The sequence below is a fragment of the Streptomyces tuirus genome, from assembly GCF_014701095.1.
In the GTDB taxonomy this organism is placed as follows: domain Bacteria; phylum Actinomycetota; class Actinomycetes; order Streptomycetales; family Streptomycetaceae; genus Streptomyces; species Streptomyces tuirus.
Genome location: NZ_AP023439.1, coordinates 2637791 through 2660219, shown reverse-complemented (window position 1 = coordinate 2660219; position 22429 = coordinate 2637791). Strand labels below are relative to the sequence as shown.

Annotated in this window: 16 protein-coding genes and 1 pseudogene; 8 read left to right on the top strand and 9 right to left on the bottom strand. The window is 71.7% G+C overall.

Going from position 1 to position 22429, the window contains the following annotated elements; genetic code table 11:
* The first annotated feature begins 84 nt into the window (after nucleotides 1-84).
* From IGS69_RS12215 to IGS69_RS12205, 3 genes are all read left to right on the top strand, one after another.
* Nucleotides 85-1557, top strand: coding sequence for a sodium:solute symporter (locus tag IGS69_RS12215; protein WP_190899087.1), 1473 nt, complete (start codon nucleotides 85-87; stop codon nucleotides 1555-1557).
* Between the two features lie 66 nt (nucleotides 1558-1623).
* Nucleotides 1624-2604 (top strand): agmatinase, encoded by a 981-nt coding sequence (gene speB / locus IGS69_RS12210; protein ID WP_030838119.1) that lies wholly within the window; start codon nucleotides 1624-1626, stop codon nucleotides 2602-2604.
* The gene (locus IGS69_RS12205) at nucleotides 2601-4286 is read left to right on the top strand and encodes a thiamine pyrophosphate-binding protein (RefSeq protein WP_190899085.1); all 1686 of its coding nucleotides are present in this window, start codon (nucleotides 2601-2603) and stop codon (nucleotides 4284-4286) included. Before speB ends, IGS69_RS12205 begins: the two co-directional genes overlap by 4 nt.
* 79 nt (nucleotides 4287-4365) lie before the next feature.
* Here IGS69_RS12205 and IGS69_RS12200 read toward each other — a convergent pair whose 3' ends face one another.
* Complete coding sequence (locus tag IGS69_RS12200) at nucleotides 4366-4986, bottom strand: DUF7691 family protein (protein WP_190899083.1); 621 nt, start codon at nucleotides 4984-4986, stop codon at nucleotides 4366-4368.
* A 388-nt stretch (nucleotides 4987-5374) separates the two neighbouring features.
* On the opposite strand from IGS69_RS12200, the gene IGS69_RS12195 reads away from it, so the two are divergent.
* The 4 genes from IGS69_RS12195 to IGS69_RS12180 all read left to right on the top strand — a co-directional run bounded on the left by IGS69_RS12195 (nucleotide 5375) and on the right by IGS69_RS12180 (nucleotide 12245).
* Nucleotides 5375-6226: a serine hydrolase gene (locus IGS69_RS12195; RefSeq protein WP_190899081.1), complete on the top strand. Its 852-nt coding sequence runs from the start codon at nucleotides 5375-5377 to the stop codon at nucleotides 6224-6226.
* Between the two features lie 241 nt (nucleotides 6227-6467).
* Entirely contained in the window at nucleotides 6468-10199 is a 3732-nt protein-coding gene (locus tag IGS69_RS12190; RefSeq protein ID WP_190899079.1) for an ABC transporter ATP-binding protein, read from the top strand.
* 113 nt (nucleotides 10200-10312) lie between these two features.
* Nucleotides 10313-10702: a hypothetical protein gene (locus IGS69_RS12185; protein WP_190899077.1), complete on the top strand. Its 390-nt coding sequence runs from the start codon at nucleotides 10313-10315 to the stop codon at nucleotides 10700-10702.
* Nucleotides 10703-10817: 115 nt separating this feature from the next.
* Entirely contained in the window at nucleotides 10818-12245 is a 1428-nt protein-coding gene (locus tag IGS69_RS12180) for a S28 family serine protease (RefSeq protein ID WP_190899075.1), read from the top strand.
* Nucleotides 12246-12269: 24 nt separating this feature from the next.
* Here the strand turns inward: IGS69_RS12180 and IGS69_RS12175 are convergent, their stop codons facing one another.
* The 7 genes and pseudogenes from IGS69_RS12175 to IGS69_RS12145 form a co-directional block, all read right to left on the bottom strand.
* On the bottom strand, nucleotides 12270-12935 hold the full coding sequence (locus IGS69_RS12175) for a hypothetical protein (protein WP_190899074.1): 666 nt from the start codon (nucleotides 12933-12935) through the stop codon (nucleotides 12270-12272).
* Between the two features lie 113 nt (nucleotides 12936-13048).
* Nucleotides 13049-14881 carry a glycoside hydrolase family 3 protein gene (locus IGS69_RS12170; protein ID WP_190899072.1) on the bottom strand — a complete coding sequence of 611 codons (1833 nt, stop codon included), beginning with the start codon at nucleotides 14879-14881 and terminating at the stop codon, nucleotides 13049-13051.
* 330 nt (nucleotides 14882-15211) lie between these two features.
* Nucleotides 15212-15469: pseudogene (locus tag IGS69_RS12165) on the bottom strand (LysR family transcriptional regulator); the annotation flags it as partial.
* A 44-nt stretch (nucleotides 15470-15513) separates the two neighbouring features.
* On the bottom strand, nucleotides 15514-16698 hold the full coding sequence (locus tag IGS69_RS12160) for a hypothetical protein (protein ID WP_190899071.1): 1185 nt from the start codon (nucleotides 16696-16698) through the stop codon (nucleotides 15514-15516).
* A 269-nt stretch (nucleotides 16699-16967) separates the two neighbouring features.
* Complete coding sequence (locus IGS69_RS12155; protein ID WP_190904470.1) at nucleotides 16968-17765, bottom strand: sugar phosphate isomerase/epimerase family protein; 798 nt, start codon at nucleotides 17763-17765, stop codon at nucleotides 16968-16970.
* Between the two features lie 32 nt (nucleotides 17766-17797).
* Nucleotides 17798-18949 (bottom strand): dihydrodipicolinate synthase family protein, encoded by a 1152-nt coding sequence (locus IGS69_RS12150; protein ID WP_190899070.1) that lies wholly within the window; start codon nucleotides 18947-18949, stop codon nucleotides 17798-17800.
* Complete coding sequence (locus IGS69_RS12145) at nucleotides 18946-20097, bottom strand: Gfo/Idh/MocA family protein (RefSeq protein WP_190899069.1); 1152 nt, start codon at nucleotides 20095-20097, stop codon at nucleotides 18946-18948. Before IGS69_RS12145 ends, IGS69_RS12150 begins: the two co-directional genes overlap by 4 nt.
* 338 nt (nucleotides 20098-20435) lie before the next feature.
* On the opposite strand from IGS69_RS12145, the gene IGS69_RS12140 reads away from it, so the two are divergent.
* Nucleotides 20436-21485, top strand: coding sequence for a LacI family DNA-binding transcriptional regulator (locus IGS69_RS12140; RefSeq protein WP_190899068.1), 1050 nt, complete (start codon nucleotides 20436-20438; stop codon nucleotides 21483-21485).
* Nucleotides 21486-21660: 175 nt separating this feature from the next.
* Here the strand turns inward: IGS69_RS12140 and IGS69_RS12135 are convergent, their stop codons facing one another.
* Complete coding sequence (locus IGS69_RS12135; RefSeq protein WP_190899067.1) at nucleotides 21661-22233, bottom strand: dihydrofolate reductase family protein; 573 nt, start codon at nucleotides 22231-22233, stop codon at nucleotides 21661-21663.
* Nucleotides 22234-22429: the final 196 nt, after the last annotated feature.

The window sequence follows — 22429 nt, the reverse complement described above, 5'->3', positions numbered from 1 at the left end:
GAAACGTACACTTCGCAGTCGCTTTCCAGCCACCTAAGGTCAGTCCTCGTCAGCCGCCGGCGACACTGATCGAAGGAGGGCCTCATGGCCATCGACTACGCCGTCATCGTCGTGTATTTGGCCGGCATGCTGGCCATGGGCTGGTGGGGCATGCGCCGCGCCCGCTCCAAGAGCGAGTTCCTCGTGGCCGGCCGCCGCCTCGGCCCGGCCATGTACTCCGGCACCATGGCGGCGATCGTCCTCGGCGGCGCCTCCACCATCGGCGGTGTGGGCCTCGGCTACCAGTACGGCCTGTCCGGCGCCTGGATGGTCTTCACCATCGGCCTCGGCCTGCTCGCCCTGTCCGTCTTCTTCTCCGCCCGCATCGCCCGGCTGAAGGTCTACACCGTCTCCGAGATGCTCGACCTGCGCTACGGCGGCGGCCGCGCCGGGATCATCTCCGGTGTCGTGATGTGGGCCTACACGCTGATGCTCGCGGTCACCTCGACCATCGCCTACGCCACGATCTTCGACGTCCTGTTCGACATGAACCGCGCGGTCGCCATCGTCCTCGGCGGCTCGATCGTCGTCGCGTACTCCACCCTCGGCGGCATGTGGTCGATCACCCTGACCGACATGGTGCAGTTCGTCGTGAAGACCATCGGTGTGCTGCTCCTGCTGCTGCCCATCGCCGTCGTGAAGGCGGGCGGGTTCAGCGAGATGAAGGCGCAGCTGCCCACCGAGTACTTCGACCCGCTCGGCATCGGCGGCGAGACGATCTTCACCTACGTGCTGATCTACACCTTCGGCATGCTCATCGGGCAGGACATCTGGCAGCGCGTCTTCACCGCCCGCAGCGACAGCACCGCCAAGTGGGGCGGGACCGTCGCCGGCACCTACTGCCTCGCCTACGCCCTCGCCGGTGCCGTCATCGGCACCGCGGCCAAGGTGCTGTACCCCAAGCTCGGCAGCCCGGACGACGCCTTCGCGACCATCGTCAAGGACGAACTGCCCGTCGGAGTGCGCGGCCTGGTGCTGGCCGCCGCCCTCGCCGCGGTGATGTCGACGTCCTCCGGCGCGCTGATCGCCTGCGCGACCGTCGCCAACAACGACATCTGGTCCCGGCTGCGGGGCCTCGGCAAGGCGCCCGCCGGGAACGCGGACGACCACGACGAGGTGAAGGGCAACCGTCTCTTCATCCTGATCATGGGGCTCGCGGTCATCTGCACGGCCATCGCGATCGACAACGTCGTGGAGGCCCTGACCGTCGCCTACAACCTCCTCGTCGGCGGACTGCTGGTGCCGATCCTGGGCGGGCTGGTCTGGAAGCGCGGCACCGTGTACGGCGCCCTCGCCTCCGTGGTGGTCGGCGGACTCGCGGTCGTCGTGTTGATGGCGACGTACGGCATCCTCGCCAACGAGCCCGTCTACTACGGCCTGCTCGCCTCTCTCGCCGCCTACGTGGCAGTCTCCCTGGCCACCCCCGCCACCGACGCCGCCGTCCTCACCGCCTGGCGCGAGCGGCTCGCGGGCCGCTCTCCCGAACGCGCGTCCGAGCCGGTCGCCGCTCCCCAGTAGAGTCGTAGAACAAGCAGTGCATAGCGGTACACACGCGATGAAGCGTGGGAAAGAGAGCATTACCTCATGAGCAGCAACGAGACTCCGCGCGGGCCCGTCGACTCCTCCCGCGTCCCCCGGTACGCGGGGCCGGCGACCTTCGCCCGGCTGCCCCGGCTGGACGAGGTCGGCCGGGCCGATGTCGCGGTCGTGGGCGTGCCGTTCGACTCGGGCGTCTCGTACCGGCCGGGCGCCCGCTTCGGCGGCAACGCAATCCGTGAGGCGTCCCGGCTGCTGCGCCCGTACAACCCGGCGCAGGACGCCTCCCCGTTCGCCCTCGCCCAGGTCGCGGACGGCGGCGACATCGCCGTCAACCCGTTCAACATCAACGAGGCCGTCGAGACCGTCGAGGCCGCCGCCGACGACCTGCTCGGCACCGGCGCCCGTCTGATGACCCTCGGCGGCGACCACACCATCGCGCTGCCCCTGCTGCGCTCGGTCGCCAAGAAGCACGGCCCGGTCGCCCTGCTCCACTTCGACGCCCACCTCGACACCTGGGACACCTACTTCGGCGCCGAGTACACGCACGGCACCCCGTTCCGCCGTGCGGTCGAGGAGGGCATCCTCGACACCTCCGCCCTGTCGCACGTCGGCACGCGCGGCCCGCTGTACGGCAAGCAGGACCTGACCGACGACGAGAAGATGGGCTTCGGCATCGTCACCTCGGCCGACGTCTACCGGCGCGGCGCCGACGAGGTCGCCGACCAGCTCCGCCAGCGCATCGGCGACCGGCCGCTGTACATCTCCATCGACATCGACTGCCTCGACCCGGCCCACGCCCCCGGCACCGGCACCCCCGAGGCCGGCGGCATGACCTCGCGCGAACTGCTGGAGATCCTGCGCGGCCTGGCATCCTGCAACCTGGTGTCGGCCGACGTCGTCGAGGTGGCTCCCGCGTACGACCACGCGGAGATCACGTCGGTGGCCGCGTCGCACACCGCCTATGAACTGACCACGATCATGTCGCGCCAGATCGCCGCGGCCCGGAAGGACTCGGAAGCGAAGTGACTCACGACCACGACCTGGTGCTCCGCCCCACGCCCGCCCAGACGGAGGCCGCCCTCAATCCTCCTCCCGGCCGCAACGGCGGAGACCTGGTCGTGGAGACGCTGGCCGGGCTGGGCGCCACGACCGTCTTCGGCCTGCCCGGCCAGCACGCCCTCGGCATGTTCGACGCGCTGCGCCGCTCGGACCTGAGGTACATCGGCCTGCGGGTGGAGAACAACGCCGGGTTCGCGGCGGACGCCTACGGCCGGATCACCGGTGAGGCCGCGCCGCTGCTGCTGTCGACCGGCCCGGGGGCCCTGACCTCCCTGGCCGCTCTCCAGGAGGCGGCGGCGGCCTCCGCGCCCGTGCTGGCGATCAGCAGCCAGGTCCCGACGGCGGGCCTGGGCGGCGGCCGGCACGGCTACCTCCACGAACTCCCGGACCAGGCCGCCTCTTTCCGCGGCGTGGTCAAGTCCGTCCACACCGTCCGCACCCAGTCCCAGATCCCCTCCGCGATCGAGGCGGCCTGGAGGTCGGCCCTGACCGCCCCGCACGGCCCGGTGTGGGTGGAGATCCCGCAGGACGTGCTGCTCGCCGAGACGGCGATCCCGGTCGTGACGGGCGGCGACGCCTTTCCCGAGGAGCTGCCGCCGCGCCCCGAACTGACGGCGCTGGCCGCCCACTTGCTGTCTCATGCCGAACGCCCGGCGATCATCGCGGGCGGCGGAGTGGTCCGGGCGGACGCCTCGGGCAAGCTGCGGCAGCTCGCCGAACTGATCCAGGCACCGGTGGTCACCACCCCCGGCGGCAAGGGCGCCTTCCCCTGGAACCACCCGCTGTCGCTCCAGTCCTGGATCGAGGACCGGCACACCACCGACTTCCTGGAGGACGCCGACGTCCTCCTGGTCGTCGGCTCCGGCCTCGGTGAACTCTCCTCGAACTACCACACGTTCAAGCCGCGCGGCCGGGTCGTCCAGATCGAGGCCGACCTCGGCAAACTGGAGTCCAACCACCCGGCGCTGGGCATCCACGCGGACGCCCGCCTCGCGCTGCAGGCGCTGCTGGAGACGGTGTCCGAACGGCATGACCCGGGAGCCCCGGAGCGCGTCCGGGAGGTGCTCGCGAAGGTCGGCGAGCGCATCGCCGCCCAGGAACTCACTCTGGAGCAGGACGTGCTGGCGTCCGTCCGCAGGGCGCTGCCCGCCGACTCCCCGTCCTTCTGGGACATGACGATCCTCGCCTACTGGGCCTGGTCGGCCTTCGACGCCAAGGGCCCCAACCACATGCACTCCGCCCAGGGCGCGGGCGGTCTCGGCTACGCCTTCCCGGCGGCACTGGGCGGGGCGGCGGCCGATCCGACCCGGCCGGTCCTCGCCGTCTCCGGCGACGGCGGGGCCCTGTACTCCATCGCCGAGCTGGCGACGGCCCGCCAGTACGACCTGAACGTCACCTGGCTGATCGTGGACGACGGCGGCTACGGCATCCTGCGCGAGTACATGAACGACGCCTTCGGCGAGGCGACCGCGACGGAACTGTCCCGGCCGGACTACGTGGCCCTGGCGGAGTCCTTCGGCGTCCCCGGGGTCAGGACGACTCCGGAGACACTGGAGCAGGACCTCGCCAAGGCGCTCGCGGCGCCCGGGCCTTCGGTGGTCCTGCTCCCGGCGGTGCTGCGGATGTTCGCGCCCACGCACCTGGGGTGAGCGCCGGCCGGACAGGTCCTGGAGGCTGTCGACCGCGAGTGTCTCGGCGGGAAGTGGGCGGCAGGAGTTCCGGCAGAGGTCAGTGGAACCAGAAGAGCAGCGTGTCGGGGTTCGTCCCGAGCTGCCGCGCGCTCTCCCACTCCTCCGCCTCGAACCGCATGGCGTCGACGAACCGGCGGGCCGCGCCCCGGAATTCGGGGTCCAGACGGTCGAGGACGCGCGTGTAGGCGTCGGCGAGGCCGGCGGCGGCCCCGGCCGGCAGCGTGCCGATCGCCGGGACCGTGTCGCCGGGGTGGGGCAGCCGCAGCGGCGGGCCGCTGAACAGGAACGTGCCCGGGAGGAGGTCGGACGGTACGCCGTGCCGGGCCAGTTCGTCGTCCATGGCGCGGAACCACGCGGGCCGGCGCCAGGCGCCGAGGTCGGTGGGGTCGGAGAAGTGCGCCGCGACCGCATGATAGAAGGCGTAGCTGTACGCGGGGCAGAGATCGGTGCTCGGGGTGCCGTCGATCAGCTCCTCCAGGGCCCGGCTGATGGAGACGTCGAGGTCGATGCCCTGCTCCCGGAAGCGGGCGTCGGTCCGCTCGCACTCCGTGCGCACCCGGGCGAGTGTGCGCTCCTGCTGCTCGGTCCGCTCCACCGCCGTGAGGAGCCGCACCACCGTTCTCATGTCGCCGGTGCTCATCTCGAGGCAGTAGCCCACCGTTGCGTTTCCCTTCACCCGTTCGCCGGACACCCGTGTACATGATCCGGGACGCGGGAACGGCCCCGGACCGAGAGGCCGGGGCCGTTTAGTGGTGTGCGGCCGGGTCGGGTCGGCTGACGTCGGACGCGTCCAGGCGGTAGACGGCGGACTGGCCGGACTGCGAAGAGGATTCGGAGCCGTTGCCGGAGGCCGTACTCGTACTGTTGCTGTAGTCGCTCTCCTGCACCGCGGTGCCGTGCCTCCGCACCCATGCCGTGACCTCGGAGCTGACGGAGGAGCCCCCGCCGGCCGCCGCCTGTGAAACCGGGCGGCCTCCGGTAACGACTCGTACAAGCCTTCGTCACCCCCTACAACCATTCGCTCGCGTCCGGGAGTCAAGGGGGGCATGACTTCTGGGATATCCCGCCGCGCGAGAGTGCTCTCGGCGGCCGTGGGTACGGGCGTTCTCGTGCCGCTCGTCGCCGCCGCCACCCCTGCCGCCGCTGCCCCGCCGGCCGTGACCTGCACGTCCGCCAAGGCCGGGCTCGCCGCCAAGCTGAAGAAGGACATCACCGCCGCGCTCGCCACCCGCAAGGGCACGGTCGCCGTCGGTCTCTACGACCGCAGCACCGACACCACCTGCACTCTGCGCGCGAGTTCCGCCTACGACTCGGCCAGTGTCGTCAAGGTCACCGTCCTCGCCACGCTGCTGTGGGACGCGAAGAAGAGCAACCGGTACCTCACCGACCGCGAGAACACCCTCGCCAAGGCGATGATCACCAAGTCGGACAACGCGGCGACCTCCACCCTGTGGAAGCAGCTCGGCATGACGAAGATCAAGAACTTCCTCAAGGCCGCCGGCATGACGCAGACCACGCCCGGAGCGAACGGCTACTGGGGTCTGACGCAGATCACCGTCACCGACGAGCAGAAGCTGCTGAAGCTCCTCACCGCCAAGAACGCGGTCCTCAGCGACAACTCCCGCGCCTACATCGTCAAGCTGATGGGCCAGGTCGTCTCGTCCCAGCGCTGGGGCACCCCGTACGGAGTGCCCTCAGGCGTCTCGGTGGCCGTCAAGAACGGCTGGCTGCAGCGCTCCACGAACGGCTGGCGGGTGCACAGCGTCGGCGCGTTCAAGGGTGGCGGCCACGACTACGTGATGACCGTGCTGTCCCACGGCAACAGCACCATGAACTACGGCATCGCCACCATCCAGGCCGTGGCCAAGGTCGTCCACAGGGACCTGGCGGCGAGCTGACGAGGCCTAGCCGAGGACGTCCAGGAGCCTCCTGACGAAGGCGAGGATGGTGTAGAGGGCGGGGGGAAGAATGTTTTCCATATCCGGGCAAACGACCACAAGGCGGGCGAGTGGCTCTCCGTGTGGCCCACTCACCGGAACGGCCGACCTCCCCCGTGGAGGAATTGTTACGGCGGGATGAAATCCGCCCTCGCGCATGTTGACGCCTTCCGGCAGCTCAGGACGGACGGAAGGCACCGGTGTGACACCGAAACGGGGATGGGCTCGACGACTGTGGGCCTATGCGTGGCGCCACCCGAAGGACGTCGTGCTCGCCCTCGGATCCTCGCTGGCCGGCATGGCCGTGATGGCCCTCGTCCCCCTGATCACCAAGGTGATCATCGACGACGTCATCAGTGACCACACCAAGGACATGACCACCTGGGCCGGCCTCCTCGTCGCCGCCGCCCTGGTCGTCTACGTCCTCACCTATGTCCGCCGCTACTACGGCGGCCGTCTCGCCCTCGACGTCCAGCACGACCTGCGGACCGAGATGTACGGCACCATCACCCGGCTCGACGGCCGCCGCCAGGACGAGCTGTCCACCGGCCAGGTCGTCGGCCGCGCCACCAGCGACCTCCAGCTGATCCAGGGCCTGCTCTTCATGCTCCCGATGACCATCGGGAACTTCATGCTCTTCCTGATCTCCCTGGCGATCATGGCGTGGCTGTCCGTGCCGCTCACCCTGGTCGCTCTGGCCGTCGCCCCCGCCCTGTGGTGGATCGCCAAGCGCAGCCGCACCCGGCTGCACCCCTCCACCTGGTACGCCCAGGCCCAGGCCGCCGCCGTCGCGGGCGTGGTCGACGGCGCCGTCAGCGGCGTACGCGTGGTGAAGGGCTTCGGGCAGGAGGAGCAGGAGACCGGCAAGCTCCGGGAGGTCGGCCGCCGGCTGTTCGCGGGCCGGCTGCGCACCATCCGCCTGAACTCCGTCTATACCCCGGCCCTCCAGGCCGTCCCCGCCCTCGGCCAGGTCGCGATGCTCGCGCTCGGCGGCTGGCTGGCGGTGCGCGGGCACATCACGCTCGGCACGTTCGTCGCCTTCTCCACCTATCTCGCCCAGCTGGTCGGCCCGGTCCGCATGCTCGCGGTGGTGCTCACCGTCGGCCAGCAGGCCCGCGCCGGCACCGAGCGCGTCCTGGAGCTGATCGACACCGAGCCGTCGATCGAGGACGGCCACAAGGACCTGCCCGCCGACGCCCCGGCGACGGTCGAGTTCGACGACGTGTCCTTCGGCTACGACGGGGCCCACGGCACGACCAGTGCCGTCCTGGACGGCCTCTCCTTCGAGATCCGCCCCGGCGAGACCCTCGCCGTCGTCGGTTCCTCCGGCTCCGGCAAGTCCACGGTCTCCCTCCTGCTGCCGCGCTTCTACGACGTCACCCGCGGTGCCGTCCTGGTCGGCGGGCACGATGTGCGCGAGCTGACGACCCGGTCGCTGCGCGCCGCGATCGGCCTCGTCCCGGAGGACTCCTTCCTGTTCTCCGACACGGTCCGCAACAACATCGCCTACGGCCGCCCGGACGCCACCCAGGAGGAGATCGAGAAGGCCGCCCGCGCCGCCCAGGCGGACCGTTTCATCGCCGAGCTGCCCGACGGCTACGACACCACCGTCGGCGAGCACGGCCTCACCCTCTCCGGCGGTCAGCGCCAGCGCGTCGCCCTCGCCCGCGCCATCCTCAGCGACCCGCGGCTGCTGGTCCTGGACGACGCCACCTCCGCCGTGGACGCGAGGGTCGAGCACGAGATCCACGAGGCGCTCAAGGGCGTCATGCGGGGCCGTACGACCCTGCTGATCGCGCACCGCCGCTCCACCCTGAACCTCGCCGACCGCATCGCCGTCCTGGACGGCGGCCGCCTCGCCGACATCGGCACCCACGACGAGCTCCAGGAGCGCTCCGCCCTCTACCGGCGCCTGCTCACCGACCCCGACGAGCTGGGCGCGGTCTCCCCGGGCCACACCCAGCCCGCCTCCCCTCAGGAGGACACCTCCGTCCGGGACGAGCTGGACGCCGAGTTCGACGCCGAGCGCGGGGTCACGCCACGCCTGTGGACCGGTGACCGTGAGCGCAAGGACACCGCCCTCGCGGAGAGCCCCGCCACCCCCGAGCTGCTCGCCCAGGTCGAGGCGCTGCCCCCGGCCACCGACGTCCCCGACGTCGACGAGGCGAAGGCCGTCCAGCCGGAGGAGTCCTACGGCCTGCGCCGGCTGCTGCGCGGCTTCGGGCTGCCGCTGCTGGTCAGCCTCGCCCTGGTCGCCACCGACGCGGGCATGGGCCTGCTGCTGCCCGTGCTGATCCGGCACGGCATCGACTCGGGCGTCACCCAGGCCGCGCTCGGCGCGGTGTGGGCGGCGGCCCTGCTCGGGCTGCTGACGGTGGTCGTGCAGTGGGCGGCCCAGATCGGCGAGACCCGGATGACCGGCCGTACCGGCGAGCGGGTCCTGTACTCGCTGCGGTTGAAGATCTTCTCCCAGCTCCAGCGCCTCGGGCTCGACTACTACGAGCGCGAGCTGACCGGGCGGATCATGACCCGGATGACGACCGACGTGGACGCGCTGTCGACGTTCCTCCAGACGGGCCTGGTCACGGCCTTCGTCTCGGTCGTCACCTTCTTCGGCATCATGGTCGCGCTGCTCGTGATCGACGTGCAGCTGGCGCTGGTCGTCTTTGCGACGCTGCCGCCGCTGATCATCGCCACGTTCTTCTTCCGCCGGGCGAGCGTGAAGGCGTACGAGCTGGCCCGCGAACGCGTGTCGGTGGTCAACGCCGACCTCCAGGAGTCGGTGTCCGGGCTGCGGATCGTGCAGGCCTTCCGGCGCGAGCGGGACGGCGGGCGGCGGTTCACCGAGCGCAGCCACAGCTACCGCGAGGCCCGCATCCGGGGCCAGTGGCTGATCTCGGTGTACTTCCCGTTCGTGCAGTTCCTCTCCTCGGTGGCCGCCGCGGCCGTGCTGATCGTGGGCGGGGCCCGGGTCGACGACGGGACCCTCGCCATCGGCTCGCTGGTGGCGTACCTGCTCTACATCGACCTGTTCTTCGCGCCCGTGCAGCAGCTCTCCCAGGTCTTCGACGGCTACCAGCAGGCGACCGTGTCGCTGGGCCGCATCCAGGAGCTGCTCCGGGAGCCGACGTCGACGAAGTCCGCCGACGAGCCCCTGGAGGTCCGGTCCCTGCGGGGCGACATCGCCTTCGAGGACGTGCGCTTCGCCTACGGCGACGGTGAAGAGGCGCTGGGCGGGGTCGACCTGCGCATCCCCGCCGGGCAGACCGTCGCCTTCGTCGGCGAGACCGGAGCGGGCAAGTCGACCCTCGTCAAGCTCGTGGCCCGCTTCTACGACCCCACCGACGGCCGCGTCACCGTCGACGGCACCGATCTGCGGGCCCTCGACCTCACCTCGTACCGGCACCGTCTGGGGGTCGTCCCGCAGGAGGCGTACCTCTTCCAGGGCACGGTCCGCGACGCCATCGCCTACGGCCGGCCGGACGCCACCGACGCCCAGGTCGAGGCGGCGGCCCGGGCGGTCGGCGCGCACGACATGATCGCCACACTGGAGGGCGGCTACCTCCACCAGGTCGCCGAGCGCGGGCGCAACCTGTCCGCCGGGCAGCGCCAGCTGATCGCGCTGGCCCGCGCCGAACTGGTCGACCCGGACGTGCTGCTGCTCGACGAGGCCACGGCCGCCCTGGACCTGGCCACGGAGGCGCAGGTCAATCAGGCCACCGACCGGCTCGCGGGCCGCCGCACCACCCTCGTCGTCGCCCACCGCCTCACCACCGCCGCCCGCGCCGACCGTGTCGTCGTCATGGACCACGGCCGGGTCATCGAGGACGGCACGCACGAGGAACTCCTCGCACGCGAGGGCCGGTACGCGGAACTGTGGCGGACCTTCATCGGCGCACCCGAGCCGGAGGAGCCGGTCGGCGCGTCCCGCTGAACGGCGTCGCCGCGCCGCGTTTTCATAACGCTCGTGCAACCATCCGACATACGTCATGCGTCCGTACATGCGTACGCCGATGGTCGCGGACAACGCGGTACGGGAGGACGACAGTGCACAGTGGAGCGATACGCCGGCGGCTCGCGCTCGGGCTGGCCGTGCTGACCGCGTCCGGCCTGCTCGCCGTCGCGGCTCCAGGTGACGCACAGGCCGCCACCGCGCTCTGCCCCGGCCGCAAGGTCCGCACCCTGCCGTTCTCCACCGGGACCGTGCTCGTCTACAAGCGCGGCGGCTACGTCTGCGCCGTCACCCTCCCCAAGAGGCCCGGCGCCCCGCGGAAGATGTCGGTGAGCGTGCAGGCGCGCGGCAACCGGCCCGTCGTCGACACGGGCACGTACGCCCACCACGCGGGCCCGGTGACCGTGCACGCCGGGCGCCGCTGCGTCTGGCTCAAGGGGCAGGTCGGCAGGGGGAAGTACAGCTCCGGCTGGATCCTCTGCTGAGCTCCCGCGCCCGGTGAACACGCCCCCGCGCACAGGGTTTTCCCTATGTCCCCTGGTGCTCCGGTGAGTTGGTCCGCTAGCTTCCGGCGCACATCTGTCTCACAGGGGAGTGCGCATGCGCAAGGCGCTCAGATGGCTGCTGGCGCTCACGGTGCTCATAGGCACACTGGGCACGGCGGGAGCGGCCACCGCCGCCGACGCCGCCGGCACCACCGACATCAAGGAGAGGCTGCTCTCCATACCGGGCATGAGCCTGGTCGAGGAGAAGCCGTACACCGGCTACCGCTTCTTCGTCCTGAACTACACGCAGCCGGTCGACCACCACAAGCCCTCCAAGGGCACGTTCCAGCAGCGCATCACCGTGCTGCACAAGGACGTCTCGCGCCCCACGGTGTTCTTCACCAGCGGCTACAACGTCTCCACGACGCCCCGCCGCAGCGAGCCCACCCAGATCGTGGACGGCAACCAGGTCTCCCTGGAGTACCGCTTCTTCACCCCGTCCCGGCCCGCCCCCGCCGACTGGTCCAAGCTGGACATCTGGCAGGCGGCCAGCGACCAGCACCGCGTCTTCAAGGCCCTGAAGGGCATCTACTCGAAGAACTGGATCTCCACCGGCGGTTCGAAGGGCGGCATGACCGCCACCTACTACGAGCGCTTCTACCCCCGGGACATGGACGGCGTCGTGGCCTACGTCGCCCCCAACGACGTGGTGAACAAGGAGGACTCGGCCTACGACCGCTTCTTCGCCCGCGTCGGCACCAAGGAGTGCCGCGACAAGCTGAACGCCGTGCAGCGCGAGGCGCTGGTGCGCCGCGAGCCGCTGGAGAAGAAGTACGCCGCCTTCGCGCAGGAGAACGGCCTCACCTTCACCACCATCGGCAGCCTGGACAAGGCCTACGAGGCGACCGTCCTCGACTACGTGTGGGGCTTCTGGCAGTACAGCCTGCTGGCCGACTGCGACCAGATCCCGGCCGACGCCAAGAACGCCACCGACGACGCCATCTGGGACTCCGTCGACACGATCTCCGGCTTCTCCGCCTACGCCGACCAGGGCCTGACCACGTACACGCCGTACTACTACCAGGCCGGCACCCAGCTCGGCGCGCCGACCATCCACTTCCCGCACGTCGAGAAGCAGTACATCCGCTACGGCTACCAGCCGCCGCGCAACTTCGTCCCCCGGGACATCCCGATGAAGTTCCAGCCGTCGGCGATGCGCGACGTGGACACCTGGGTCCGGCACAACGCCCGTCAGATGCTGTTCGTCTACGGCCAGAACGACCCGTGGGGCGCGGAGCCCTTCCGCGTCGGCAAGGGCGCCAAGGACTCCTACGTCATGACCGCCCCCGGCATGAACCACGGCGCCAACGTCGCGGGCCTCGTGCCCGAGCAGAAGGCGCTGGCCACCGCCCGCATCCTCGACTGGGCCGGTGTCGCCCCCGGCGCGGTGCAGGCCGACCCGCAGGCGGCCAAGCCGCTGGCGAAGTTCGACGCCAAGCTCGACAAGCGCGACCAGCAGCGTGAGATGACGCTGCGCCCGTAAGGCGTGCCGGTGCGCCCGGCCGTGTCACAGCGGCCGGGCGCACCCCACGGGCCGCTTCCCGCCCAGCCGGACGTACAGCGCGGTCGGGCCTGGGCAGTCGGCCCGCTCGGTGACCGCCCGGACCACCTTGTACTGCGGCTCGCGCCGTCCCGTGCCGTCGCAGGCCGTCTCGCGGACCTGCCCGTCGCCGGAGCCGTAGACGCAGTCGCCGACGATCGTGCGGGGTCCGCCCCCGCCGCCCGGGTCACCGGGGTGCGGCGGCTGGAGGTTGCGCATACAGGCGTAGCCCCGCGGGACCGCCCCGTCGCCGTCCTCGTCGGACGCGGGCCGCGGCTCGCTGATGTGCAGCACGAAGTCGGTGGTCGACGGGCAGCGCGGCCCGTCCCGCACCGTGCCGTCGTGCCGCGCCGCGACCCGGGCCGCCGCCCGCTCACCGCTGCACGGCACCTCGGTGAAGCTGGTCGTGCCGAACGAACTGCACTCGCCGACCGCGAGGAACACCGCCCCGTACCCCGACGGCCGGGTCGGTGCCGGTGACACCGTTGCCCTCTCCCCGGCCCTCCCGGTCGTCTGCTCGCCCAGCCGGCCGTCCTCCGCCACGCCTCCCGCCGGACTCTGGCAGCCGGTCAGCAACGCACCGAGCAGGACCAGGAGCCCGCAGACCACTCCCACACCACTTCGCTCGCGCATCGCCGTCCCCCCGAGTGTGCTCGCCCAGCGTGACCCGCCGTAGCGGGCGCACGCCAGACACACGGGGCGGTTTGCGCACGTTGGGGGTGGTGCGCCCGAGCTGTGGCGTACGTCTAGTACGACAGCCCGTAGCCGACGGGGTACAGCACCTGCTCCGGATCATCCGCCCGCTGCACCGGCACCGGCAGCCTGCCGCGCGGCTTCACCCGCCCGGCGATCACCCGTGCCGCGGACCGCAGTTCGACGTCGGTCCAGGAGTAGGTGGCCAGACAGGCCGGCGCGTACGGCAGCTGGGCCACGTCGTAGGGGTTGCGGATCGCCACCGCCACGACCGGCCTCCCGGTCGCCACGAGCTGCTCCACCAGTGCCCTCTGGCCGCTGCCTGCGGTGACGTTGTACGTGGCGGCCACCACCGCGTCCGCGTCCCGTGCCGCCGCGACCGCCTTGGCGATCGTCGCCGCGGACGGGGCCGTGCCGGTGGACAGGGCCGTGGCGGTGAAGCCCAGTTCGCTCAGCGCGCCCGCGAGCACGCCCGTGGGCGGTCCCGTCGTGCCGGACGGCGACGCCGGGTCCGCCCCGACGACCAGCACCCTGGGGTACCGGCGGCGCGACAGCGGCAGCAGCCGCCCCTCGTTGACGAGCAGCGTGGTCGTCCGCTCGGCGATCCGGTCGGCCGCCGCCAGATGCGCCCGCGTCCCGACGATCCGGTCGACCCCTGCGTGACCGACGTACGGCGAACGGAACAGCCCCAGCCTGGACTTCAGCCGCAGCACCCGCAGGATCGATTCGTCGAGCCGGGCCTCGGTGAGCTCGCCCTCGCGCACGGCGGTCAGCACGGCGTTCCAGGCGAGGGCGAGGTCGGGCGGGTTGAGCAGCTGGTCCACGCCCGCCTTCAGGGCGAGGACCGGCACCCGGGCGTCGCCGTACTTGCTGCGCACGCCCTCCATGCCGAGGGAGTCGGTGACCACGACCCCGTCGTAGCCGAGGCGTTCGCGCAGGATGCCGGTGAGGATCGGGCGGGAGAGGGTGGCCGGGTCGCCGGAGTCGTCGAGGGCCGGGACCATCAGATGCGCGGTCATGATCGAGTCGATGCCCGCGGCGATCGCCGCCCGGAACGGCGGAGCGTCCAGCTTCTCCCACAGCTCCCGGCTGTGCGTGATGGTCGGGAAGCCGGTGTGGCTGTCGACGTTGGTGTCGCCGTGCCCGGGGAAGTGCTTGGCGGTCGCCGCGACCCCGGACCCCTGGTACCCGGCGACCTCGGCGGCCACCAGCGCGGACACCGCCCGCGGATCGGCGCCGAACGACCGTACGCCGATGACCGGGTTGGCCGGGTTGACGTTCACGTCGGCCACGGGGGAGTAGTCCTGGCGGATGCCCATCGTCCGCAGCTCGGCGCCCGCGATCCGGCCGAGCGTCCGGGCGTCGGAGCGCGACCCGCCCGCCCCGACGGCCATGGCCCCCGGGAACAGCGTGGCGGGCTTGCCGACCCGGGCGACGATCCCGTGCTCCTGGTCGGTGGAGATGAGCACGGGCAGCCCGCGCGGCAGCTCCAGGGAGGCCTTCTGGATGCCGTTGGAGAGATCGGCGATCTGGTGCGGCTCGCGGGTGTTGTGCGCCCAGGCGAAGTAGATGATGCCGCCGACCCGGTACTTCGCCAGCAGCTCGGCGGCCGTGCGGACCCCGATCTCCTTGAGGTTGGCGTCGATGTCGGCCTGGTCGGGTGCCGTGGCGGAGTGGCCGTAGACCCGCATCACGAAGAGCTGGCCGACCTTCTCCTCCAGCGTCATGCGGGAGACGAGGGCGCGCAGCCGGCTGTCGTCCGGGGCGGCGGCGTGCGCGGGCCCGGCGGCCGCGAGGGCGGCGGTGACGCCGGCCGTGGCGGCGAGGACGGTGCGTCTGGAGGGCTGTGCGGTGTTTCCCGTGCTTTCCGTGCCGGTGTCGTGCACGTGCGCTCCTTCCGGAGGTGATCCGCTCGGATCCACTGAAGGAAACTTCCAAGAGGTCACCAATATCCGGGAAGTTTCTGCCAGTCAAGGGAACGCGCAGCAACAGCGAAGGGCCGCCACCGGCGCGGTTGGAGGGGGGCGCGCCGATGGCGGTGGGGCCGCCTGCCGCGGTACGGCGGAGAGGGTGGTCAGCGATCGCAGCCAGTGGCGAGGGCCGACACCGCACCGCGGTGACTCTCCTGCGGCCTGCGATTGGACGGGCACGGTCCGGGCCGGGTTCCCGACTCGGCCCGGATTTCCGCAAGTCGGTACGCGGGAGGAACCAGGGCGTCAACGGGGCGGCTGAGCCGCCACCTTCGGCCACTGCTCGCCGAGCACCCGGACGCACTCCACGATGGCCGGACGCCGCGCCGCCCCCGCCCGCCACAGCGCGGACAGCCGCCGCACCGGCATCGGATCGAGCGCCACCTCCACCCCGGCGGGCAGCGCCCCGCGTCCCGGCGGCCGGCAGATCCACCGCTCGCCGCCCAGCTCCTCCCGCCGTACGGCCGTCCGCCCGGCGAAGGGATGCCCCGCGGGGACGAGCAGATGGCGTTGCCGTTCCGCGGTGTCGCCGGACCCGGCGGCCGCCGCTAGGACGCCTCGACCAGCATTCCGGGCGGGCTGACGTGGAACGTGCGGGCCCGTACGCCGAAGCCCGTGTCGCCGTCCAGGTGGCTGTCGTCGTCCCAGGTGACGAGCACGCTCTCCGGTCCGTTGCCGAAGGCCGTCGCGGTGCAGGTGTGGGACCGCCGCCCGGGGTCGGCCGTGCTGACCCGCACCGGGTCACCGAGTGAACCCTGGCCGTCCGAGCAGATCTTGGCCAGCACCGTCGGCACGGTGTCGTGCGTGTCCGCGCTCTCCTCCACCCACGCCATCAGGAAGCGCCCGCCGGGCAGCCGGGACAGCGACGGCGAGCTCCGGGTGAAGCCCCGGGGGTTGCCGGCCGTGATGTCGAAGGTCTCGGTGCCGTCCGGCTGGAAGATGCTGGCCGCGATCGTGGTCTGCGGCTTGCCCAGGTCGCTGGGCTGGATGCCCTCGATGTGCGCGACGACGAAGCGGCCGCTGTCGAGCAGGGTGATCGCGTTGACCCCCGTGAAGCCGCCGACGTCGGGCTGGATCTCCCCGCCCACCGGGTTGCCCTCGAAGTCGAAGAACCGCAGGGTGAGCCGGCCGCCGCCGATCGCCGAGGGGTCCGTCGACCAGGCGACGACCACGTTGCCGTTGGTGAGGATCGAGGCCGCGGGCTTCTCGTGGAAGCCCTCGGTCGTGCTGACCGTGAACTCCGGTGTGGCCGCGCTGCCGTCCGCGTGGAACCGGCGCGCGCGGATGCGCTGGTCGGGCCGCCGGCTCGCCCAGGTGACCAGCACACCACCGTCGATCATGAACGCGAGGCAGGGCCGGACCTTCGGGTCCGCGTCCGCCGTGACGAGCGTCTCCGGACCGGACTTCCGGCCCTCGGTGAACCGCTGGAGCTTCACGGAGGGGCTCGGCCCGGGCGTCCCGAACGGGGTCTCCAGCCATACGGCGAACTGGCCGCTGATCCCGGCGGACAGCACGGACGGCCACAACGGCCGCACTCCGGGCCCGTCGGAGGGCTGCGAGCTGACCGCGAACTCGTCCCCGAGCTTGTCGCCGTCGTCCGCCAGGAACTGCCCCTTGATGACGAAGTCGCTCTCGTCCGACCACAGCTCCAGGAACTGCGTGCCGAACAGGGCGTCGGCGGCGGGCTGGAGCTGGTCGCCGGACTTGGTGGTGTTGACGAGGAAGTCGGCCATGGCTGCTCTCCGAATCAGGGCGAGGGGAAGCGAGAGCGGTACGACCGGCCGAGTCCTTGGGAAAAGCCTGTCACGCCAGGGGGACGGGTGCATCCGGAGCGGCGGGGACACCCCGGATGCCGATGCCGATGCCGATGCCGGGGCCGGTGCCGATGCCGATGCCGGGGCCGGTGCCGGCCGTGCTCGGGCGGGACCCTCGGCCCGGACATGCCGCTGCCCCGCCCCCATGGCAGGCGGGGCGGGGCAGCGGGCCTGGTGCGGCAGCCCGGTCAGCGGGTGTGTTCGATGAACCTCTGCGCCGTCTCGGCCAGCACCTCCTGGCCGTCCCGTGCCCACAGGACGTCGTTGAACAGCTCCACCTCGATGGCACCGGTGTACCCGGCCGCCTCCACGCGGTCCTGCCACTCCCGCATGTCGATCGACCCGTCGCCGATCTGACCGCGGCCGGTGAGGACGCCCTGCGGGAGGGGCGTCGTCCAGTCGGCGAGCTGGAAGGTGTGGATGCGCCCGCCCGCACCCGCCCGGGCGATCTGCGCGGGCGCGGTGTCGTCCCACCAGATGTGGTACGTGTCGACCGTGACGCCGACCTGGTGCGCCGGGAAGCGTTCGGCGAGGTCCAGGGCCTGCGCCAGCGTCGACACCACACAGCGGTCCGAGGCGAACATGGGGTGCAGCGGCTCGATCGCCAGCCGGACCCCGTGCCGCTCGGCGTACGGGCCGAGTTCCGCCAGGGCGTCCGCGATGCGCTCCCGGGCGCCGCGCAGGTCCTTCGAGCCCGCGGGCAGCCCGCCCGAGACCAGGACCAGCGTGTCCGTGCCCAGCGCCGCCGCCTCGTCGATCGCGCGGCGGTTGTCGGCCAGGGCCGCGGCGCGCTCCGCCGGGTCGATCGCCGTGAGGAAGCCGCCCCGGCACAGCGTCGTCACCGTCAGCCCCGCGTCCCGGACCAGCTTGGCGGTGGCCTCCAGGCCGTGCTCCCGCACCGGCTCGCGCCAGAGCCCCACGTTGCGGATGCCCAACCGGGCGCAGCCGTCCACCAGTTCCGGCAGCGACAGCTGCTTCACCGTCATCTGGTTGATGGAGAAACGTTCCAAGGACCCGCTCACTGGTTCACCCCGTACATGCTCAGCAGCGTCTTCATCCGTTCTTCCGCCAGCTTGGGGTCGGGGAACAGCCCCAGCCCGTCGGCCAGTTCGTACGCCGTCGCGAAGTGCGGCAGCGAGCGGGCCGACTGGAGGCCGCCGACCATCGTGAAGTGCGACTGGTGGCCCGCCAGCCAGGCCAGGAAGACCACACCCGTCTTGTAGAAGCGGGTCGGGGTCCGGAACAGGTGGCGGGAGAGGCCGACCGTGGGGTCCAGCAGGTTGCGGAAGCCCTGCACGTCGCCCGTGTCCAGGACCCGGACCGCCTGCGCCGCCAGCGGACCCAGCGGGTCGAAGATGCCGAGCAGCGCGTGGCTGAAGCCCTGCTCGTCGCCCGCGATCAGCTCGGGGTAGTTGAAGTCGTCGCCGGTGTAGCAGCGCACGCCCTTCGGGAGCCGGCGGCGGATGTCGATCTCGCGCCGGGCGTCCAGCAGCGAGACCTTGATGCCGTCGACCTTGTCCGGGTGGGCGGCGATGACCTCCAGGAAGGTGTCCGTCGCCGTGTCCAGGTCGGACGAGCCCCAGTAGCCCTTCAGGGCCGGGTCGAACATCGGGCCCAGCCAGTGCAGGATGACCGGCTCGCCGGCCTGGCGCAGCAGATGGCCGTAGACCTCCAGGTAGTCCTCGGGGCCCTTGGCGGCCGCCGCGAGCGCCCGGGACGCCATCAGGATGGCCTGGGCGCCGGACTGCTCGACGAGGGCGAGCTGCTCCTCGTAGGCCGCGCGGACCTCCGCGAGCGAACCGGAGGCGATCTGGTCGGTGCCGGCACCGCAGGCGATGAGCCCGCCGACCGCCTTGGCCTCGGCGGCGCTGCGGCGGATCAGCTCGGCCGCGCCCGCCCAGTCCAGGCCCATGCCGCGCTGGGCGGTGTCCATCGCCTCGGCGACCCCCAGCCCGTGGGACCACAGATGGCGGCGGAAGGCGAGGGTGGCGTCCCAGTCGACGGCGGCCGGGGAGTCCGGGGAGACGTCCGCGAACGGATCGGCGACGACATGGGCGGCCGAGAAGACCGTACGGGAGGTGAAGGGCGTGCCGGTCGTGACGGCGAGGGGTTCGAGGCGGGGTTCGTACGCCTTGAATCCCCCGTCCGCGGTGGGGAGCTGGATCGTCACAGCGCGATCTCCGGTACGTCGAGACGGCGGCCCTCGGCCGAGGACTTCAGGCCCAGCTCGGCGAGCTGGACACCGCGGGCACCGGCCAGCAGGTCCCAGTGGTAGGGGGCGTCGGCGTAGACGTGCCGCAGGAACAGCTCCCACTGGGCCTTGAAGCCGTTGTCGAACTCGGTGTTGTCCGGGACCTCCTGCCACTGCTCGCGGAAGACCTCCGTGGCGGGGATGTCCGGGTTCCAGACCGGCTTGGGGGTGGCGCTGCGGTGCTGGACGCGGCAGTTGCGCAGGCCCGCGACCGCGGAGCCCTCGGTGCCGTCCACCTGGAACTCCACCAGCTCGTCGCGGTTGACGCGGACGGCCCAGGAGGAGTTGATCTGGGCGATCGTGCCGCCGTCGAGCTCGAAGATGCCGTAGGCGGCGTCGTCGGCCGTCGCGTCGTAGGGCTTGTCGTTCTCGTCCCAGCGCTGCGGGATGTGCGTGGCGGTCAGCGCCTGCACGGACTTCACCCGGCCGAACAGCTCGTGCAGCACGTACTCCCAGTGCGGGAACATGTCGACGACGATGCCGCCGCCGTCCTCGGACCGGTAGTTCCAGGAGGGGCGCTGGGCAGGCTGCCAGTCGCCCTCGAAGACCCAGTAGCCGAACTCGCCGCGCACGGAGAGGATCCGGCCGAAGAAGCCGCCGTCGATCAGGCGCTTCAGCTTCAGCAGGCCCGGGAGGAAGAGCTTGTCCTGGACGACGCCGTGCCTGATGCCGGCCTCGTTCGCAAGTCGGGCCAGGTCCAGGGCGCCGTCGAGGCCGGTGGCGGTCGGCTTCTCGGTGTAGACGTGCTTGCCGGCCGCGATGGCCTTCTTCAGCGCCTCCTCGCGGGCGGAGGTGACCTGCGCGTCGAAGTAGATGTCCACCGTCTCGTCGGCGAGGACCGCGTCCACGTCCGTCGACCAGTGCTCCAGCCCGTGCCGCTCGGCCATCGCCTTCAGCGCGTGTTCCCGGCGGCCGACCAGGATCGGTTCCGGCCACAGCACGGTGCCGTCGCCGAGGTCGAGGCCACCCTGCTCGCGCAGGGCGAGGATGGAGCGGACCAGGTGCTGGCGGTAGCCCATGCGCCCGGTCACGCCGTTCATGGCGATACGCACCGTCTTGCGTGTCACGTCGTTCCCTTCGTACGCGGTCGTCGCGCCGCGTACGCCCCACCCTTCACGGGCGGCCCGCTGGGGCACCCGTGGACTGGTGAGCGTTGCAGCAAGCGCTTTCTATGTAGGAAGAAGCTAGCCTCTGAACCGCGCTCCGGACAAGACCGTGACCAGGACGAGTTGTTCGAGGGGGCGAACAAGTCGGGGTCGGGGGCTTAAGGTCTGCACGGAACCTTGGCCATGGGTTCGTCGGGGCGGGGGCGGTCGACGTGCTGTTCCGCCCGGAACCATGACCAGTGGTCCAGGTGTGTACGAGGGCGGAGACGAGACGAGATGCGCGACCGGAGGACGACGAGATGACGGTGACCCTGGCGGACGTGGCGGCCCGCGCGCAGGTCTCGCCCGCGACGGTGTCGCGTGTGCTGAACGGGAACTACCCCGTGGCCGCGTCCACCCGGGAGCGGGTGCTGAAGGCCGTGGACGAGCTGGACTACGTGCTCAACGGGCCTGCCAGCGCCCTGGCCGCCGCCACCTCCGACCTGGTCGGGATCCTGGTGAACGACATCGCCGACCCGTTCTTCGGGATCATGGCGAGCGCGATCCAGGCCGAGATCGGCGGCCCGGGCGGCCGGGCGGGCGGGGAGCGGCTCGCGGTGGTCTGCAACACGGGCGGCTCCCCGGAGCGGGAACTGACGTATCTCACGCTGCTGCAACGGCAGCGCGCCGCGGCCGTGGTGCTGACCGGCGGGGCGATCGAGGACGCGGAGCACCAGGCGGCCATGGGCGCGAAGGTGCGGAAACTGGCGCAGGCCGGGACGCGGGTCGTGCTGTGCGGGCGCCCGCCGGCCCCGGAGACCGGGGCGATCGCGCTGACCTTCGACAACCGCGGTGGCGGGCAGGAGCTGACCGAGCACCTCATCGGGCTCGGCCACCGCCGGCTCGGCTACATCGCGGGCCCCGAGGAGCGCACGACCACCCGGCACCGGCTGGAAGGGCACCGGGCCGCGCTGGCCGCGCACGGCATCGAGGAGGACCCCCGGTGGACCGTGCACGGGCGCTACGACCGGCGGTCCGGCTACGAGGCGACGCTGGAGCTGCTGCGGCGTGACCCGTCGCTGACGGCGGTCGTCGCGGCGAACGACTCCGTCGCGCTGGGGGCGTGCGCCGCCCTGCGCGACTCCGGCCTGCGGATCCCGGAGGACGTGTCGGTGGCGGGCTTCGACGACCTGCCGTTCAGCATCGACGCGGTGCCGTCGCTGACGACGGTACGGCTGCCGCTGACGGAGGCCGGCGCCCGGGCCGGCCGGATCGCGATGGGACGCGAGGAGGCACCGCCCGGGGGGATCGCCTCGGTGCGGGGGGAGTTGATGGTGCGCGGGTCCTCGGGGGTGCCGCGGGCTTCGTGAGGCGCGCGGGCCGCGCGGGACCTGGGCGCCGCCGCCCGACGGGGTCCGGGGTGCCGGTGCCCGACGGGGCCCGGGGTGCCGGTGCCCGGACCGTAGGGCGGTTGCCGCCCCGGGCGTCGTGTCGGCCCGGACGGCCTCGCCTCATCCCGGACCGGCGCCCGTCAGGCAGGGCTCGTCAGCGGACGACGTCGAAGACGTTCTTCTGCAGCCCGTTGGCGTAGGCCTCGTGCTCCACGAGCCGCAGCTTCTGGGCGTCCTTGTCCGTGGCGCTGAAGAGCCGCTTGCCCGCACCGAGCAGGAGCGGAAAGACGAGCAGGTGGTATCGGTCGATCAGGCCGGCGTCGGAGAGGGCCTGGCTGAGGGAGGCGCTGCCGTGGACGATGATCGGGCCGCCCTCGGTCTCCTTCAGTGCGGCGACCTCGTCGAGTGAGCGCAGGATCACCGTCTCGCCCCAGTTCGACACCAGGTTCTCCTCGGCGAGGGTCGTGGAGACGACGTACTTCGGCATCACCTTGTAGTCGGCGAAGTCCTCCATGTCGGGCCACACGGGGCTGAACGCCTCATAGCTGGTGCGGCCCATCATCATCGCGGTGGCTTCCTTCTGCTCCCGGCCCTTGATCTCGAACGCCTCGGGAAGGAACTCGGTGTGCTTGAAGGTCCAGCCGGAGTTCCGGTAGCCGGGCTCGCCGCCCGGAGCCTCGACGACGCCGTCGAGCGAGATGAAAGCGGTGCTGATCAGAGTACGCATCGAGGGTTCCTCGGTATCTCGTGTCGGATTCTCGGCGGCTGCCGTCGCCGCACGCTCGCACAACACGCGCGGCTGCGACGCATGAACACCGCTCCTGCATGAACACCCCTACTGACTGCGGAGCGCGGGGAAACTCATCGGCCGCCGCCGGCCCCTCCTGCCGGCTCGGCGGTCAGGTTCGTCTCGTGCCTGGCTC